The sequence below is a fragment of the Uliginosibacterium sp. H1 genome (assembly GCF_036017065.1).
Lineage (GTDB): Bacteria > Pseudomonadota > Gammaproteobacteria > Burkholderiales > Rhodocyclaceae > Uliginosibacterium.
Map to the genome: position 1 here is coordinate 893,654 of NZ_JAYXHR010000002.1, position 16,400 is coordinate 910,053.

Annotated in this window: 14 protein-coding genes; 4 read left to right on the forward strand and 10 right to left on the reverse strand. The window is 68.7% G+C overall.

Annotation, left to right across the window (positions count from 1 at the left end; translation table 11 throughout):
- Nucleotide 1 precedes the first annotated feature (1 nt).
- From VVD47_RS13700 to VVD47_RS13725, 6 genes are all read right to left on the reverse strand, one after another.
- Nucleotides 2-748 carry an amino acid ABC transporter ATP-binding protein gene (locus VVD47_RS13700; RefSeq protein ID WP_327604038.1) on the reverse strand — a complete coding sequence of 249 codons (747 nt, stop codon included), beginning with the start codon at nucleotides 746-748 and terminating at the stop codon, nucleotides 2-4.
- Nucleotides 749-795: 47 nt separating this feature from the next.
- Nucleotides 796-1,644, reverse strand: a complete 849-nt coding sequence (locus tag VVD47_RS13705; protein WP_327604039.1) for a transporter substrate-binding domain-containing protein — start codon at nucleotides 1,642-1,644, stop codon at nucleotides 796-798.
- Nucleotides 1,645-1,654: 10 nt separating this feature from the next.
- Complete coding sequence (locus VVD47_RS13710) at nucleotides 1,655-2,323, reverse strand: aspartate/glutamate racemase family protein (protein WP_327604040.1); 669 nt, start codon at nucleotides 2,321-2,323, stop codon at nucleotides 1,655-1,657.
- Between the two features lie 31 nt (nucleotides 2,324-2,354).
- Nucleotides 2,355-3,758 (reverse strand): amidase, encoded by a 1,404-nt coding sequence (locus VVD47_RS13715; protein WP_327604041.1) that lies wholly within the window; start codon nucleotides 3,756-3,758, stop codon nucleotides 2,355-2,357.
- A 43-nt stretch (nucleotides 3,759-3,801) separates the two neighbouring features.
- Nucleotides 3,802-4,743, reverse strand: a complete 942-nt coding sequence (locus VVD47_RS13720; protein WP_327604042.1) for a dihydrodipicolinate synthase family protein — start codon at nucleotides 4,741-4,743, stop codon at nucleotides 3,802-3,804.
- A 102-nt stretch (nucleotides 4,744-4,845) separates the two neighbouring features.
- Nucleotides 4,846-5,781, reverse strand: coding sequence for a LysR family transcriptional regulator (locus VVD47_RS13725; protein ID WP_327604043.1), 936 nt, complete (start codon nucleotides 5,779-5,781; stop codon nucleotides 4,846-4,848).
- A 300-nt stretch (nucleotides 5,782-6,081) separates the two neighbouring features.
- Here VVD47_RS13725 and VVD47_RS13730 point away from each other — a divergent pair, with 300 nt between their 5' ends.
- Together VVD47_RS13730 and hydA are read left to right on the forward strand one after the other, a co-directional pair.
- The gene (locus VVD47_RS13730; protein ID WP_327604044.1) at nucleotides 6,082-6,861 is read left to right on the forward strand and encodes an SDR family oxidoreductase; all 780 of its coding nucleotides are present in this window, start codon (nucleotides 6,082-6,084) and stop codon (nucleotides 6,859-6,861) included.
- 59 nt (nucleotides 6,862-6,920) lie between these two features.
- Nucleotides 6,921-8,402, forward strand: a complete 1,482-nt coding sequence (gene hydA, locus VVD47_RS13735) for a dihydropyrimidinase (protein WP_327604045.1) — start codon at nucleotides 6,921-6,923, stop codon at nucleotides 8,400-8,402.
- Between the two features lie 48 nt (nucleotides 8,403-8,450).
- Here the strand turns inward: hydA and VVD47_RS13740 are convergent, their stop codons facing one another.
- Both VVD47_RS13740 and VVD47_RS13745 read right to left on the reverse strand, forming a co-directional pair.
- Nucleotides 8,451-10,073 (reverse strand): methyl-accepting chemotaxis protein, encoded by a 1,623-nt coding sequence (locus tag VVD47_RS13740; protein ID WP_327604046.1) that lies wholly within the window; start codon nucleotides 10,071-10,073, stop codon nucleotides 8,451-8,453.
- A gap of 240 nt (nucleotides 10,074-10,313) precedes the next feature.
- Entirely contained in the window at nucleotides 10,314-11,306 is a 993-nt protein-coding gene (locus VVD47_RS13745; protein WP_327604047.1) for a helix-turn-helix transcriptional regulator, read from the reverse strand.
- A gap of 111 nt (nucleotides 11,307-11,417) precedes the next feature.
- Here VVD47_RS13745 and VVD47_RS13750 point away from each other — a divergent pair, with 111 nt between their 5' ends.
- Nucleotides 11,418-12,134, forward strand: coding sequence for a glutathione S-transferase family protein (locus VVD47_RS13750; protein ID WP_327604048.1), 717 nt, complete (start codon nucleotides 11,418-11,420; stop codon nucleotides 12,132-12,134).
- On the opposite strand, the gene VVD47_RS13755 is transcribed toward VVD47_RS13750, so the two are convergent.
- Both VVD47_RS13755 and VVD47_RS13760 read right to left on the reverse strand, forming a co-directional pair.
- A complete protein-coding gene (locus tag VVD47_RS13755) occupies nucleotides 12,131-13,780 on the reverse strand; it encodes an ATP-binding protein (protein ID WP_327604049.1) in 1,650 nt (549 codons plus the stop codon). The genes VVD47_RS13750 and VVD47_RS13755 overlap by 4 nt on opposite strands.
- A 209-nt stretch (nucleotides 13,781-13,989) precedes the next feature.
- Nucleotides 13,990-15,015, reverse strand: a complete 1,026-nt coding sequence (locus VVD47_RS13760; protein WP_327604050.1) for an AraC family transcriptional regulator — start codon at nucleotides 15,013-15,015, stop codon at nucleotides 13,990-13,992.
- Between the two features lie 84 nt (nucleotides 15,016-15,099).
- Between VVD47_RS13760 and VVD47_RS13765 the strand changes: the two genes are divergently transcribed.
- On the forward strand, nucleotides 15,100-16,365 hold the full coding sequence (locus VVD47_RS13765) for an MFS transporter (RefSeq protein ID WP_327604051.1): 1,266 nt from the start codon (nucleotides 15,100-15,102) through the stop codon (nucleotides 16,363-16,365).
- Nucleotides 16,366-16,400: the final 35 nt, after the last annotated feature.

The window sequence follows — 16,400 nt, forward strand, 5'->3', positions numbered from 1 at the left end:
GTCAGCGCTCGTTCAGGAACCGCGACAGGAAGCTGCGCATGCGCTCGTTGCCCTGCGACGAGAAGATGACGTCGGGCGTGTCGTTCGCCGCCACCACACCGCCGTCCATGAAGATCACGCGGTCGGACAGGTCGCGCGCGAAGCCCATCTCGTGCGTCACCACCAGCATGGTCATGCCGCGTTCGCGCAGGCTCTTCATCACGGCGAGCACGCTGGACACCAGTTCCGGGTCGAGCGCGCTGGTCGGCTCGTCGAAGAGGATGATCTTCGGGTTCAGCGCCACCGCGCGGGCGATGCCCACGCGTTGCTGCTGACCGCCGGAGAGCTGGCCGGGAAACGCGTCGCGCTTGTGCGCCATGTCTACCTGGGTGAGCGCTTCCATGGCCACCGCGTTGGCCTCCGCCTTGCCGAGTTTGCCGACGCAGCGCAAGGCAAGGCTCACGTTGGCCAGCACGTTCAGGTGCGGGTACAGGTTGAACTGCTGGAACACCATGCCCATGTTCTGGCGCACGCGGTTGATGTTCACGGTGTCGCGCGTGATGTCCTCGCCATCGAAGATGATCTGGCCGGCGGTCGGGCGCTCCAGCAGGTTGCAGCAGCGCAGCAGGCTGCTCTTGCCGGAGCCCGAGGGGCCGATGATGGACACCAGTTCGCCCTCGCGGACCCGGATGTCGACGCCGTTGAGCACGCGCAGGTCGCCATAGTCTTTCCTGATGTCGACGGCTTCCAGGATGATCTTCTTCTGCATGGTCAAGGCAACTTCACAGGTTTCATGAGGGCCGGGGGGCGGGTGGCTTACTTGCAGACCGGCTTGGGCGCGTCGGGCTTGTAGCCCTCGAAGCCCTTCACGCCGATGCCTTCATACACGACGACCGTCGGCGAGGTCGGGGCCAGCTTGCTGCCGGTCCACTTCTCGTAGATGGCGGGCAGCACGCCGTTCATCTTCAGGCACTTGAGTGCGTTCGATACGCGCAGTTGCAGCTCCGGGTTGTTCTTCGGGAATGCAATGGCGGCGACCGCACCGGTGCGCACGCGATAGCTCGTCTTCAACTGCGGGTTGTTGGCACCGATCCACTCGGCCGCCTGCAGGCTGGACAGCGTGGCGAAGGCGCGGCCGGACTGCACGGCCTGGATGGCGTCGGCGCCCGAGCCATAGGTGTCCACCTTCAGGTCCAGCTCTTCAGCCTTGCTCTTCACCCAGGCTTCGAAGGACGAGCCCTTGTTCACCGCGATGGTCTTGCCCTTGAAGCCGACCGGATCGGCGATGGCCGGTGCGTCCTTCTTCACCAGGAACAGGAAATCGTTCTCGAGGTAGGGCTCGCTGAACAGCAGCATCGCTGCGCGTTCCGGCGTCACGTTGACCGGCGCCAGCAGCAGGTCGTACTTGCCCGAAGCCAGGCCCGGCAGCGCGGCACTCCACGAGGCCGGGTCGATATTGAGTTTCTGGCCGATCTGCTTGGACAGCTCGGCGGCCAGGTCGATGGTCAGGCCCTTCATGCCACCGCCGAGGTCGGACATCGAGAACGGCGGCAATGCGGAGTCGGCTGGGGATAACAGGTTGTCGGGCGTGGCCTGCGCGATGGCGCTGGCCAGCATGGCGGCGACGGCAAGAGAGGACAGTTTCAGGACGGAACGGCTACGCATGATGCTTCCTTTACGAAGAGAGGTCGGCAGAGGGACTGAGGGTGCTGCGCGCCTTGTTGATGGCCGCAAGCAGGGGCTGGATGACGGTGATGTCCGTGGACTGGTCCAGCGACTTTGCTGCGGCGGCGACGGGGCCGCCGCCGATGACCAGGACCTTCGACCCATCCTCGTGGATGGCACGGGTGATGGAGGCGGCGACGCGGGCGACCAGCGTTTCGTGGCTGCGCGCCGTCTCGGTGGCGTCATCGGCGGTGATGACGAGGGTGTTGAAGTGAGCCTCGCAGCCGTAGCGACGGAGCTGCGCCAGCGTCGATTCGCGCAGGCGTGGCGTGATGGTGAGGACGGAGAAGGGCAGGCCCAGTGCGTCGGCCTCGCGCATCGCGCACTCGCCGATGCCGAACACCGGGATGTCGAGCGACTCGCGCAGGGTCTGCATGCCGGGGTCGCCGAAGGCGGCGACGATGACCGCGTCCGGCTGCAGGGCGCGGATGCGTGCCTCCATCGCCACCACCTCGGCGGCGGCGACGTTCAGCGCTTCCGGGTTGTCGATCAGCATGGCGCCACGCTCGGCCGTCAGCGCCTCCCATTCCCAGTCGGCGGGTGCCATCGAGCGCGCGAGCTCCAGCATCATGCGGGTGGTCGCGGCGTTCGTATTGGGATTGATCAGCAGCAGCTTCATGGCCTGACTCCCGGTGGTCTCCGTGGGCGGCTCAGCAAGCCGGCCACAGGTCCTTCCACTCGTGGTGCTGTTCGTACTGGCTGGCGAGGTCCAGCAGGCGTTCGTCGGCACCGAAGTCCGCCACCAGCTGGAAGCCGATCGGCATGCCGGACGCCGTGGGCGCGGCGGGCAGGGTGAGGCCGGGATGGCTGCAGGCGTTCACCCAGTTGGTGAACACCGCGTGGCCGCGTGGGCCGGCAGTCTGGCCGTCGATGACTGGCGGAAAAGGCTCGTTCTTCGGCCAGGGGTTGGCGGCCGAGGACGGCGTCATGATGATGTCGTACTGCTCGAAGGCGAGGCCGACGGCGGAGCGCAGCTGGTACAGGATCTCGATGACGCCCTGGTACTCGCCGCCGGAGATGCCGTCGCCGGTGATCGCGCGGTCGCGGTACTCCGGCGTCACCAGGTCCTTGAAGCCGGCGTTGTTACGCGCCATCAGCGACATGCACACGTTGCCGATCTTGGCCCAGTTGTCGCTCACCGGCTTGATGTCGAAAGGCAGCTCGCCTTCGGTGACCTCGTGGCCCATGGCGCGGAAACGCTCGGCGGCCTCCGCACAGCTGCGGCTGATCTCCGGGTCCACCGGGCTGTCGCCGAAGCGCGGCACGTAGAGGATGCGCAGCGTGCCGGGTGCGCCGGTGAACTCGGTCATCGGTGCGAAGCCGCGCGAACGCTGGTCGCGACGATGCGGACGGGCGATCGCCGACATCATCAGGCGCACGTCGTCGACCGTGCGGCCGATGGGGCCGACCACTTCGCAGTCGTACAGCACGGAGGAGAAACCATCCGCACGCGGGATGCGCGACAGCGTGGGCTTGAGTCCGACCAGGCCGGTATAGCCGGCGGGGCGGCGGATCGAGCCGCCGCCATCGGTGCCCAGCGACAGCGGCACCATGCCGGCCGCCACCGAGGCCACCGAACCACCGCTGGAACCGCCGGTGGTCAGCTCGGTGTTCCACGGGTTCGACGTGACACCGAACACCGGGTTGTAGGTCGATGCACGGCTGGCGAATTCCGGCAGGTTGGTCTTGCCGATGATGATCGCGCCGGCCTCGCGCAGCAGCTCGATGGGCAGCTCGTCGTGCGGGGCGATGTTGTCCTTGAACAGCGGCGAGCCGAACACGAAGGGCATGCCGGCCACGTAGATGTTGTCCTTGATCGACACCGGGATGCCTTCCAGCCAGCTGCGCGGCTCGTCCTTCGCGAACAGCGCGTCGCTGTGCTTCGCCGCGGCACGGGCGCCTGCCACGTCGACATGGATGAAGGCGTTCAGCGTGGGCTGCAGCGTCGCGATGCGGGCGAGGAAATGCTCGACGACCTGCGTGGCGGTCAGTTGCTTCGTGCGCAGACGCTCACCGATTTCGCGGACGCTCAGCTTGTGGATCTCGACGGTCATGGAAGGCTCTCTTCAGGAAAACGTAAGACGGGGGCGATGTAGCTCACGCGATGGCGTAGGTGCCGCGATGGGACAGTGACAGGCCGACGCGCTCCACCGTGGCTTCCAGCTCGCGCATCGTGATCGGGTCCATGCGCATGCCGGGCGAGCGGATCACGTCGCAGGCGATCACGCCACGGCGCATGTAGGTGGCCTTGCGCAGCGCGAGGCCGACCTTGGGCTGGAATTCGTAGCGGATCAGCGGGCAGTAGCGGTCGAAGGTCGCGGCGGCGGCGGCGAAGTTGCCGGCAGCGTGGTGCTCGTAGATGCGCACCAGGATCTCGGGGAAGGCGAAGCCGGTCATGGTGCCGACGGCACCGCGCTGCAGTTCTTCCAGGAAGTACACACCACCCAGGCCACCGAAAATCTTCGTGCTGCCCTGCGCGAGTTCGAGGATGCGCGAGATCTTCTGGCCCACCGGCGGCTCTTCCATCTTGATCATGCCGACGCCGCCTTCGCGGCCGAGGCGCGCCACCAGGTCGGCGCCGATCTCGGTGCCGAAGGAATCCGGGAAGTCGTGGATGACCACCGGGATCTTCACGGCCTGCGCGACGCTGCGGTAGTAGTCGAACTGCACCGCGTCGGCGGTGGTATCCAGCGGCGCGACGAAGACTGCTTCGGCGCCGAGCGCTTCCGCTTCGCGGGCCTGTTCGATGGCACCGGCCACGCCGAGTGCGCGCACGCCGACCCATACCGGCACGCGGCTACGGGTGTGCTTGATGAATGTGCGGATGACCTGGCTGCGTTCGTCCTGCGACAGCTTGTGCGACTCGCCGAGGAAGCCGAGGATGGCCAGGCCGTTGACGCCGGCTTCGATCTGGAAATCCACCAGCGAGGCGATGCTGGCGAGGTCCAGTGCGCCATCGGTGGCGAAGGGCGTCGGGCAGATCGTGAAGACGCCTTTCGCGTTGGCGAGGCGGTCGGAGAGAGGGGCTTGCGTGCTCATGTTTGAATGGCCGTGTGGTGTTGCGTTGAGGCCATTATTCGAAACCGCCCCGCACGGTGTCGCGTGCTTTTATGAGCGACACCCTTAACATCCGCTCATGCCTTATCCCTGCGCAGACGCCTGCACCATAGCGGGGTCCGGGCGGAATCCTTCGCTTTGCATGAGCTGCTGGAGCACCGCGATGAAAGTCTGGGCGATCTGCGACAGCGGTTCGAAGCGGGTATGCACCAGGTTGGCGCGCACGCTCGGTGCGTTTTCGATCGGACGCACCGCCAACTGGCTGCTCGGCCAGCTGCGTACCGAGAATTCATCGACGATGGCGATGCCCGCGCCGGCCATCACCAGCGCGCAGGCGTTCTGCGGCGAGCCCACTTCGATGGCGGTGCGGTAGGTGGCGCCTTCCGCCTCGAACATGCCGCTCACCAGTACACCGAAGGGTGAGGCGCGGTCGTAGGCGATCAACGGATAGGACAGCAGGTCGGTGGCGACCAGCGAGGTCTGCAGCGCCAGCGGGTGGTTGACCGGGCAGATGCACACCAGGCGGCCGCTGCCCAGCGGCGTGGATTCGATGTTGGGATGCTCCACCGGCAGGATGGTCACGCCGAGGTCGGCCTGGCGGTTGAGCAGGCGCTCCACCAGCGGCGCGAAGCCGAGGAACTGGAAGCCCAGCTTCACCTGCGGGTGTGTCTCGCGGAAGGCCGCCATCGCCAGCGGAATCACCATCTGGCCCACGCTGGGGCTGGACACGACGTTGAGGATGCCTTCCTGGTGCTCGCTCAGCTCGCGCGCCAGCGTGTTCACGCGCTGCACGCCGGCATAGACATGCTCCACTTCGAGGAACAGTTTCTTGGCCTCGGGCGTGGCGTAGAGCCGGCCCTTGATGCGCTCAAACAGGGCGAAGCCGACGCGCGACTCGGTGTGCGACAGCAGGCGGCTGACCGCCGGCTGCGACACGAACAGCAGTTGCGACGCGCCACTGATGGAGCCGGTGATCATGACGGCCCGGAAGACTTCGATCTGGCGCAGGTTCAGCGACATGGCGGACGCGGTGACGGGCAGCAGTGCCCATAACCGGATGTTAATGACGACTACGACTAGCAATCGCTGTGCCGAAGTCGCGTCGATCGACCCATGTCGATGTGTCGGCATGTGTCCCCGTGTGCCGACGGTTCGCGACGCGGCGCATAACGGCGCGTTAAGAGCGGCCCACAAAAAGGCAAGCGACGCGCCGTGGGCGAGCGCCGAGAATGGCGGCACAGGGCGGTGTCTCGCGTCGTGCGTGCCTCGTGTCGTGCGTCGCGATCCGTCTCTCCCCACCCACCAACCGGAACACACGCGATGGATCTCGGAATCTCTGGCCGCAACGCGCTCGTCTGCGCCTCCAGCAAGGGCCTCGGCCGCGCCTGCGCCCTCTCGCTCGCCCGCGACGGCGTCAATCTCACGCTGGTGGCCCGCGGTGCCGAAGCGCTGGAACGCACCGCCGAGGAAATCCGCCAGAGTACCGGCGTCAAGGTCGTCACCGTTGCCGCCGATGTCACCACGGAAGCCGGTCGCGCCGCGGTGCTGGAAGCCTGCCCGCAGCCGGACATCCTCGTCACCAACGCCGGCGGCCCCAAGCCCGGCGACTTCCGCGACTGGGACCGCGACGCGTGGATCGCCGCGCTGGACGCCAACATGCTGACGCCGATCGCGCTCATCAAGGCGACGGTGGACGGCATGATCGAACGCCGCTTCGGCCGCATCGTGAACATCACCTCCGGCGCGGTGAAGGCGCCCATCGACATCCTGGGTCTATCGAACGGCGCGCGCTCGGGCCTCACCGGATTCGTCGCCGGACTGGCGCGTGTTACCGTGGCCCACAACGTGACGATCAACAACCTGCTGCCCGGCCCCTTCGACACCGACCGCCTGCGCGAGACCGCTGCGCAAGGTGCCGCGAAGAGCGGCAAGACGGTGGAGGCGGTGATCGCCGAGCGTGGCGCGGCCAACCCGGCACGTCGCCTGGGCGACCCGGCGGAGTTCGGCGATGCCTGCGCCTTCCTGTGCAGCGCGCAGGCCGGCTTCATCACCGGGCAGAACCTGCTGCTCGACGGCGGCCACTATCCCGGCACCTTCTGAGTCCGCGCAGTTCCAATCCTCTTTCGTACCAGTCCTTCTCGTCGCACGGAATCCGCAGCATGGACACGCAGTTCGACCTCACCATCCGCAATGGCCGCATCAGCAATGCGGACGCGACATTCCATGCCGACATCGGCATCTGCGATGGCGTGATCGTCGCCGTCGAACCCGGCCTGCCGCCGGGGCTCGAGAACGTGGACGCGACAGGTCGCTGGGTGCTGCCCGGTGGCGTGGACAGTCACTGCCACATCGAGCAACTGTCCGGCATGGGCGTGATGTGCGCGGACGACTTCTACAGCGGCACCGTGTCCGCCGCTTTCGGTGGCACCACGACGATCCTGTCCTTCGCCGCGCAGCACCGCAACGACCGCATCCCCGACGTGCTGGCCGACTACCATCGCCGCGCGGCGGAGAAGGCGGTCATCGACTACGGCTTCCACCTGATCCTCACCAACCCGGACGAGACCGCGCTGCGCGAGCATCTGCCGCAGGCGGTGCGCGACGGCATCAGCTCGCTCAAGGTCTACATGACCTACGACAAGCTGAAGCTGGACGACTACCAGTTGCTCGAGGTGATGGACACCGCCGGTGAGCTGGGCGCGCTGGTGATGATGCATGCCGAGAACCACGACATGATCCGCTGGATCGCCCACCGCCTGCTGGAGCGCGGCCACACCGCGCCGAAGTTCCACGCGGTGGCGCACGACCCGCTGGTCGAGACCGAAGCGACCAATCGCGCCATCACGCTCGCGCGCCTGGTGGATGTGCCGGTGCTGATCGTGCACGTGTCCGGGGGCGAGACCATCGAGGTCATCCGCAAGGCGCAGCAGATGGGTGCGCCGGTGCTGGCCGAGAGCTGCCCGCAATACCTGTTCCTCGAAGCCAGCGACAGCGATGTCGACGGCATGGAAGGCGCCAAGTACTGCTGCAGTCCGCCACCGCGCGACGTGGCCTCGCAGGAGGCGGTGTGGGCCGGCCTGCTCGACGGCACGCTGGGTGTGTATTCGTCGGACCACGCACCGTATCGCTTTGATGCGTCAGGCAAGCTGCCGAAGGGCGACAAGACCACCTTCAAGGAGATGGCCAACGGCGTGCCCGGCATCGAGCTGCGCCTGCCGCTGCTGTTCTCGGAGGGCGTGCTGAAGGGCCGCATGACGATCGAACAGTTCGTCGCACTCACTGCTACCAACCACGCCCGCATCTACGGCATGGCGGGGCGCAAGGGCGTGATCGCGGTGGGCGCGGATGCCGACATCGCGCTGTGGGATCCGACGCGCAAGGTCGATGTCAGTGCGGCCATGCTGCACGACAACGTCGGCTACACGCCCTACGAAGGCCGCCACATCACCGGCTGGCCGACCGATGTTTTCAGCCGCGGCCGCAGCGTGGTGCGCGATGGTGAACTGCGGGCCGAACGGGGTAGCGGCCGCTTCGTGGCACGCGGTCGGCCAGACCTGCCACAGAACCCCGCGGCGAGCGACGCGCGCAGCGGCTTCAAGGCGCTGCTCGGGCTGGACCACGCGCCTCGCTATCGCCGCTGAGCGGCCCGGCCGGTCGTTGCGGGGACGAGGCCCCCGCAACCGCTGGCCTCAGATGCGGTACTGACGCACCGCCTTGCTCATGCGGTCGACGTTGTCGTCCAGGCGATGGGCGAGGGCCTGCGTGGCGCGGGCCACCTCCACGTTCTCCTCGGTTTCGCGGGCAATCCGCTCCAGGCCGCGGGCCATATGCTCCATGGCCGTGGTCTGTTCGTTGGCGGTGTGCGAGATCTCGCCGACGCGTGACTGCAGGCCGCGCGCCTGGGCCTGGATCTCGTCCAGCGCGACGCGTGCGTCGCGCACCAGCGCCACGCTGCCCTCGACCTGCTGCGCGCTCTGGCGCATGCCCTGCACGGCGGCCTCGGTGTCGTTCTGGATGCGCGCGATCACGTCGTCGATCTCGCGCGTCGCAGTCGTCGTACGCTCGGCCAGCTTGCGCACTTCATCGGCCACCACCGCGAAGCCGCGGCCCTGTTCGCCGGCGCGGGCGGCCTCGATGGCGGCGTTGAGCGCCAGCAGGTTGGTTTGCTCGGCGATCTCCTTGATGACGCGGGCGATCTGCCCCACCTCCTGGGTGCCGTCGCCGAGCTTCTCCACCGTTTCGGCGGAGCTGCCCACGGTGTGCGACAGCGCCTCGATGGCGGCACGCGCCTGTTCCGACAGACTGGCCCCGCGCTCCGCGCAGGCTTCCACGTCCCGCGAGATGCCGTGCGTGTCGCGCACATGGGCGGCCACCTCGCTGATCGACACCGTCATCTCCTCGATGCCGGCGGCGGCGGTCGAGGTCTCGTTGCTCTGCGCGTCGGAGGTGCCGACCAGCCGACCCATGTCGTCGTTGAGGTTGACGGTGGAGGTGGACACCTCGCGGGTGGCGTCGCCAATGATCTGCAGCGTGGCGCGGGTGGCGGCCAGCAGGCTGTCGAGGCGGGTGCCGATGCGGCCGATGATGTCGCTGCGCGGCGTCGCCATCGACGTCGCCAGGTCGCCGCGGGACAGCACACCAGCCAGCGTCTCCTCGATGTCGTGCAGGTGCCGGAAGCTCCGCGGCACCAGCCAGCCGCCGGTCAGCAGGCAGGCGAGCAGCAGCACGATGCCCAGCCCCTGGCCGATGCCGGCGGGCACTGCGTCGCCGGCCAGCAACAGGCCGGCAGCAAGGGCGGCGAGGAGGACCAGCGTGTAGAGCTGGAAGGAAAGATCGCGCGCACGCAGGGACAGCGCGCCGTGGCGCTGGCGCACGCGGCCGTTGTCGACCTCGATGCTGCGGTCACCTTCGCGCAGGCGCCGGTAGGCCTCCGTCGCACCGTCGATCTGCTCGCGGCTCGGGCGCGAACGCACCGACTGGAAACCCACCACGTTGCCGTTCTCGCGCACCGGCGAGACGTTGGCCTCGACCCAGTAGTAGCCCCCGTCCTTGCGGCGGTTCTTGACGATGCCCTTCCACGGGCGGCCGGACTTGAGGGTGCGCCACATGTCGTCGAAGGCCTCGGGCGGCATGTCGGGGTGGCGCACGATGTTGTGCGGCTGGCCCAGCATCTCCTCGCGCTGGAAGCCGCTGATCTCGGCGAAGGCTGCATTGGCCTCGGTGATCAGGCCCTTGAGGTCGGTGCGGGAATAGATGAAGACGTCGGGGGGGATCGGCGTCTCGACGTCGATCACGGGAAGATTGGTGCGCATGCGGTCTGACTGGGTCAAGGCCGCGTGCCCTTGGGGGTCTATCGCGTGCCGGTTAGCTCCTTTCGACAATCATCGCCATGACACTGCGAAGACTTGATGGCCCAGAACATGAACATACGTAAAAAGACATAGGTCACCTGCCGGTCGATGGCCCGGGAAGCCGCCTCCTGCCTGGGTTCCCGGCCGGGTGTGCGCATGATGGCGCGGGCGGCCCGGCGTTGGCGGCGGCTGTGCATTCCGTCACGCTTGCGTGGTTGCGTCGTCGTCTGCCGCATCCGCCAGCAGCCCTTGCGCATGGGTGCGCAGGGCCGCGCGCAGGGGCGCCGGCTCCAGCACCGTGAAGGAGAAAGGCAGGCGCGCGAGCTGGCGGGCAAACCAGTTGAGGCTGTCGGTGCGTGCCTCCAGCAGGATGCCGTCCCGGTGGGGCAGCAACAGGCCGATCTGCGTGCCCAGTTCAGCGACGGCCCGGGCTGCGTCCGTGCGCAGCAGCACCCTCACGGCGATCGGCCGTGGCAGTGTCGCGATGCTGTGGTCCAGGTGCGCCGCTGCGTCGAAGTCGTCCGGCCGCAGAAAGCTGTGTGGCAACGGCAGCACGTCGCGCAGGCGGTCCAGCCGGAACGACCGCAAGCCGTTGCGCAGGTGGCAGTGGCCGCTGACGTACCAGTGGCCACGGCGGAACACCAGGCCGTAGGGATCGATGTCGCGCGTGCTGGCCGCGCCGGCGTCGTCGCTGTAGGCCATCCGCACACGTTGCTGCGCCTGGATGGCGAGCGCCAGCGCCATCAGGTCGGCGTCGCGGCCGGTCGGTCGCGCACCCGCCTCCGCACTGGCGGGTGCCACCTGCGTCAGCGTGGCGTGGTCGGCCAGTGCGCGCAGGCGCTTGCGCAGGGCCTGCGGCATCACCCGTTCCAGCTTGGCCTGCGCACCTTCGATGGCGGGGGCCGCCTGTTCCATGCCGAGTCGTCGCGCCGCCAGCAGGCCGAGTGCGACCGCCAGCGTCTCGTCCTGCGTGAACATCAGCGGCGGCATGCGGAAGCCCGGCACCAGGCTGTAGCCGCCGAAGCGCCCGCGTTGCGTGGTGATGGGAATGCCCAGTTCTTCCAGCGTGGCGACGTAGCGACGCAGCGTGCGCACGTCCACCTCCAGCCGCCCGGCCAGTTCGGTGCCGCTGATCTGGCGATGCGTCTGCAGCAGTTCCAGCAGGGCGAGTACGCGTGTCGTGGGCTTCGCCATCGGTTCCTCCCGCTTTTCCGCCCGGGGCAGGGTGTGCTCTATACAGGGCGGAATCTAACCTGTTTCGGGCGCAGGCTGGGCCCTCCACGACCCCCAAGGAGGATCGACATCATGAATGCCCCTGTCCTGTTCTATGGCGTGCCGCAAGGCTGCTCCTTCGGCTCCATCGTCGCACTGGAGTGGCTGGGCGAGCCCTACCAGCTGTGCCGCATCGAGATGCTGGAGCAGCCCTGGCCAGCGCTGTACGCGAAGATCAACCCGCGCAATCTGACGCCCGGCTACCTGGATGCCGACGACCAGCCGCTCAGCGAAAGCGCCGCCATCCTGTCGCACATCGCGGCGCGCGCGCCGCAGCGTGGGCTGGGCTTCGCGCCCGGTACGCGCGGCCATGACGAGCTCAACCAGATGCTCAGCTTCCTGACCACCGACTTCTTCGCGGCCTTCGCGTCGCTATGGGCTGCATACGAAATGGCGGACGCCGACGAAACCACGCGTGCGGTTCTCACGCGACTCGGCCGCGTGGAGGTGGCGAAGAGCTTCGCCACGCTGGATGCGATGCTGGCGTCGCGCGAATGGCTGGTGGGCGGGCAGCGCACGGTGGCGGACGCGTACCTGCCGGGCATCGCGCGCTGGGCGGACCATCACCGCCTGTTCGACATCGCGACGGACTACCCGCAGGTGGCGCGTTATCTCGCGCGCATGCGCCAGGACCCGGCCTGGCAGTTCGCGGCCGCCATCGAGCGCAAGGCGGTGGCGAGCAGCCTGGGTGGCTACGAGGGCCACGTGACGCTGGAGGCGCTGCGTCCGCGCCTGGAGCAGATCCCCTAGCGCGGAAGGTGTTGCCGGATCAGCGCATCCAGCTCGTTCGGATCGGCCGGCTTCACCAGGTGGGCGACGAAGCCGGCGGCGGCGACGCGTTCGCGCACGTCGTCGCCGTATCCGGTGACGGCGAACACCGGGCAGTGCGCCGTGCGTGCGTCCTCGCGCAGGCGCGCGATCACTTCGTAGCCGTCCCAGTCCGGCAGGCCGATGTCGCAGATGACGACGTCGGGCCGCCAGCGCTGCGCAAGGGCGACGCCGCTGCGACCGTCGCCGGCGATCTCCGTCGCGTGGCCGCACAGGCCGAGGAACATCTGCATGCTCGTGGCGGCGTCGTGGTTGTCCTCGATGATCAGCACGCGGGCCTGGCCGGTGGCCGGCTGTGTGTCATCGATGTCATCGCCGCCCTTGGCGTCACTGTCGCCATCGACCGGCGGGGTGGCGTGAGCGGCGGCGCGCGCGCCATCGTGTGTGCCGTGCGCGTCGGCCGCGAGCGGCAGCCACAGCGTGAAGCTGCTGCCCTGGCCGATGCCGGAGCTGCTGGCGGAGATGCCGCCACCGTGCAGGGCGATCAGTCCCCGTGCCACCGTGAGGCCGAGCCCGATGCCGCCCGCCGTGCGCGACAGGGAGGTGTCGACCTGCGAGAAGGGTTCGAAAATCGACTCCAGGTGATCCGTCGCGATGCCGCAGCCGGTGTCGCTGATCCGCAGCGTGGCACGGTCGCCATCGGCGTGCAGCTGCGCGGTGACCCGGCCCTGCCGGGTGTACTTGATGGCGTTCTCCAGCAGGTTGACCACCGCCTGCTCGATCCGCGACGGATCGGCGACGACCCAGGTCGACCGCTGCGGCAGTTCGAGCCCGAGTGCGAGGCCGGCCGCGTCGGCCAGGTAGCGGCGGTCGTCCAGCACGCCGGCCACCAGCGCGTTCAGTTCGACGCGGACAGGGGCCAGTTCCACCTGCCCGTTGGCGATGCGGGAGGCGTCGAGCAAGCCGTTCACCAGCCGCCCCATCTGCGCGGCCTGACGTTCGATGACGGCGGTGGCCTGCTGGATGTCCGGACGGTCGGCCGACAGCCGCGAGATGGTCTGCCCCGCGTTGCGGATCGGGCCCAGTGGCGAACGCAGTTCGTGCGCCAGCATGGACAGGAAGCGGTCCTTGCGCGTGCTCTCCTCGGACAGGCGCGAGATGAGTTGCACGTTCTCGATGGCGAGCGCGGCAGAGTCCGCCAGCGTCTGCAGTGCCAGCACTTCGTCCGCGCTGGCGACGTGGCCCTTGGCCCAGTACGCCCCCACCGCGCCGATCGGGTCGGCCGCGCGGATCGGCACCAGCGCCAGGCTCTTCACGAAAGTGGGCCGGTAGGCGTCGTGCGGCACGCGGCTGTCGGCGTAGATGTCCTCGATGCAGATCGGCGAGCTGTCGATCATGCACATGCCGGACACGCAGTCGCCCATCGGGAAGCGGCGCCCTTTCCACAGCGGGCTGATGGCGTCCTCCTCGATGTAGTGGCAGAGGTCGCCATCCCGCAACACCACCGAAATGCCGTCCGCCCCTGACGCAGCACGCGCGGCATGCGACAGCACGTCGACGATCTCGCTCATCGTGCGGGCGTAGGACAGGCGCTGTGCGGCGTGAACCAGCGATAGGTCGAGACTCATGGGCGATCCATGGGCAGGCCGGGCGGGCGGTTGGTCGGGCCCGGAAACTCTAGCAGACCCTTGCGGTTTTCAATCGCCCCGGGCCAGCGGGCGCATGGTGTGAGGGGCGTGTATCGTGGCGTGCAGCGGCGCCGTTGCACGTCCGCGGCATGCCATGCCCATGTCGTAAAAATGTGTGAGCTGGCGCGTGCATGCCGCGGCGGAGCCATTCAGGCCGGTCCGGCCTGCGGCGATGTCGTCAGCCCTGCCGCGGGCTGGCGCCGCGCCTCGCTGGGCGAATGGCCGATGATGCGCTTGAAGGCCCGGCTGAACGAGGCCTCGGAGTCGTAGCCCAGGCGGTTGGCGGCCACCGTGATGCGCATGCCTTCCTGCGCGATCCAGCGGCGCGCCTGGAACATCTTCACGCGCGCCACGTACTTCGCGGGCGTTTCGCCCACCGAGCTGGTGAAGGCTTCGGCGAAGCGCGAGCGGGAGGCGCCCATCACGCCGGCCAGCATCGGCACCGTCCAGTCGCGTTCCGGTTCGCGGTGGATGGCCGCCAGCACGCGGCCGATCTGCGGGCAGCGCACCGCGGCGATCCAGCCGGTGGGGTCGGCGCAGCCGCATTCCACCCACGCACGGATGATGCTCGCCGCCAGCACGTCGGCCAGTCGCGCCAGGATGCCGCAGGCGCCGATGCGGTCCAGCGCCACCTCGCGTTCCATCGCCTCCAGCAAGGCGGGCACGGCCGGGTCGCGCCGCGCCAGCTCACCGGCACGCATGGCGTCCGGCATCATCGCCACCAGCGGATGCAGCGGGTCGAGGTTGAAGCGCATGCTGCCGCAGAACATGGTGTGCGACGGCGGCGTCACCGTCGGCGTGGCGCTGTCGCTGACCAGATAGATGTCATCCGACACCGAGGCGCGCGGCAGGCTGCAGATCGTCACCGGTGCCACGTCCGGGTCGCTGGCCAGCACGTGCGCGGTGCCGCGCGGCAGCAGCACGGCATCGCCGGGGTTCATGCGCACCCAGTCCTGCTCGCCGGTGCGCAGCCAGCAGGCGCCACGGGCCACGAAGTGGAAGCGCGGCGTGGCCTGGGCCGGGAAGGCGATGGCCCAGGGGCCGTGCAGTTCGCAGCGGCCGTACTCGACGCCGTCCAGGCGTAGGCCGCGAAGCATCTCGGTGAGGGCATCGCCGGCCTCGGGCTGGGGGCGTCGCGGCGGTTTTCTGGAGGGGCTGGACGAATGAGCAAGCATTCCGGCTGTTCCGGCATGGAAACGCCGGAATCATACCCCTAAGCTGCGCCTACCCACTCCTGCCCACAGAAGGCGTCCTCCCCCATGCACACCCCCACCCGTCCCGAGGCCGCGGCCGCCGCCGAACCGGCCGTTGCGCAAACCGCGACCTCCGCCCCTGCTCCGGCAACTCCCGCCGCCCCCGCCAACTGGCCCGGCATCGCCGCGCTGTCGCTGGGGGTGTTCGGCCTGGTCACCGCGGAGTTCCTGCCCGCCAGCCTGCTGACTGCCATGGCGACCGATCTCGGCGTCACCGTCGGCGCGGCCGGCCAGGCAGTCACCGCCACGGCGCTGATCGCGGCCGTCGCCGCGCCGGCCATTCCGTTGCTCACGCGCCGCCTCGACCGCAAGCGGGTGCTGGTCGCCCTCACCTTACTCCTGGTGCTGTCCAACATCCTGTCGGCCACCGCTTCCGGTTTCGGCGTGCTGCTGGCGGCGCGCCTGATGCTGGGCGTGGCGCTGGGCGGCTTCTGGTCGATGGCCGCTGCGCTGTCGATGCGCCTGGTGCCGGACGCCCTGTTCGCGCGCGCCCTGTCGGTGGTGTTCACCGGCGTATCGATCGCCACCGTGTGCGCGGCGCCCATCGGCGCCTACATGGGTGAGCTGTGGGGCTGGCGCAGTGCCTTCGTGGCGGCCGGCGTGGTCAGCGTGGCGACCTTGCTGGCGCAGCTCGTCACCATCCCGCGCCTGCCACCGCGCGACAACCCCAGCCTGCGGGTGCTCTTCGAGCTGATGGGCCGCAACGACGTGCGCGTGGCCTTGCTGGCGGTATTGCTGGTGATCTCCGGCCACTTTGCCGGCTTCACCTACATCCGTCCGCTGATGGAGGAAGTCACCCACCTGTCGGTCGCCGCCATTTCCGCCGTGCTGCTCGGCTACGGCATCGGCGGCTTCTTCGGCAACTTCGCCGGCGGCTTCATCGCCGAGCGCAGCGAGCGCCATGCCATCGTCTTCGGGGGCGTGGTGGTGGTCGCGGCGGCCGTCGCCCTGCTGCTGGCCGGTGCGTCCGCCGGCGTCACCGCCGTATCCATCGCCGTGTGGGGCTTCGCCTTCGGTGCCTTCCCGGTCGGCTTCCAGACCTGGATCGTGCGCGCCGCGCCGGACCACGCGGAAGGCGTGGGTGGCCTGCTGGTCGCAGCCTTCCAGATCGCGATCGCCAGCGGCGCCATCGGCGGTGGTTTGCTCGTCGAGCACATCGGCGCGCTGGGCGGGCCGGTCTTCGCCGCCGTCGCGCTGACGCTGGGTACCTTGCTGGTGTTCGCCTTCGGCCCACGCACCGGCAGCGCCGTGCGCGTGCAGGCCGCCCACTGACAACCGCAGTTACAACCGCAGTACAACCGGAGCCA

Coding starts and splice junctions, on each gene's coding strand:
- VVD47_RS13725 (WP_327604043.1), bottom strand. CDS start 5,781: ATGTCGCTGAACCTGCGCCAGATCGAAGTCTTCCGGGCCGTCATGATC.
- VVD47_RS13720 (WP_327604042.1), bottom strand. CDS start 4,743: ATGAGCACGCAAGCCCCTCTCTCCGACCGCCTCGCCAACGCGAAAGGC.
- VVD47_RS13710 (WP_327604040.1), bottom strand. CDS start 2,323: ATGAAGCTGCTGCTGATCAATCCCAATACGAACGCCGCGACCACCCGC.
- VVD47_RS13705 (WP_327604039.1), bottom strand. CDS start 1,644: ATGCGTAGCCGTTCCGTCCTGAAACTGTCCTCTCTTGCCGTCGCCGCC.
- VVD47_RS13755 (WP_327604049.1), bottom strand. CDS start 13,780: ATGAGTCTCGACCTATCGCTGGTTCACGCCGCACAGCGCCTGTCCTAC.
- VVD47_RS13730 (WP_327604044.1), top strand. CDS start 6,082: ATGGATCTCGGAATCTCTGGCCGCAACGCGCTCGTCTGCGCCTCCAGC.
- VVD47_RS13715 (WP_327604041.1), bottom strand. CDS start 3,758: ATGACCGTCGAGATCCACAAGCTGAGCGTCCGCGAAATCGGTGAGCGT.
- VVD47_RS13760 (WP_327604050.1), bottom strand. CDS start 15,015: ATGCTTGCTCATTCGTCCAGCCCCTCCAGAAAACCGCCGCGACGCCCC.
- VVD47_RS13745 (WP_327604047.1), bottom strand. CDS start 11,306: ATGGCGAAGCCCACGACACGCGTACTCGCCCTGCTGGAACTGCTGCAG.
- VVD47_RS13765 (WP_327604051.1), top strand. CDS start 15,100: ATGCACACCCCCACCCGTCCCGAGGCCGCGGCCGCCGCCGAACCGGCC.
- VVD47_RS13740 (WP_327604046.1), bottom strand. CDS start 10,073: ATGCGCACCAATCTTCCCGTGATCGACGTCGAGACGCCGATCCCCCCC.
- VVD47_RS13700 (WP_327604038.1), bottom strand. CDS start 748: ATGCAGAAGAAGATCATCCTGGAAGCCGTCGACATCAGGAAAGACTAT.
- VVD47_RS13750 (WP_327604048.1), top strand. CDS start 11,418: ATGAATGCCCCTGTCCTGTTCTATGGCGTGCCGCAAGGCTGCTCCTTC.
- hydA (WP_327604045.1), top strand. CDS start 6,921: ATGGACACGCAGTTCGACCTCACCATCCGCAATGGCCGCATCAGCAAT.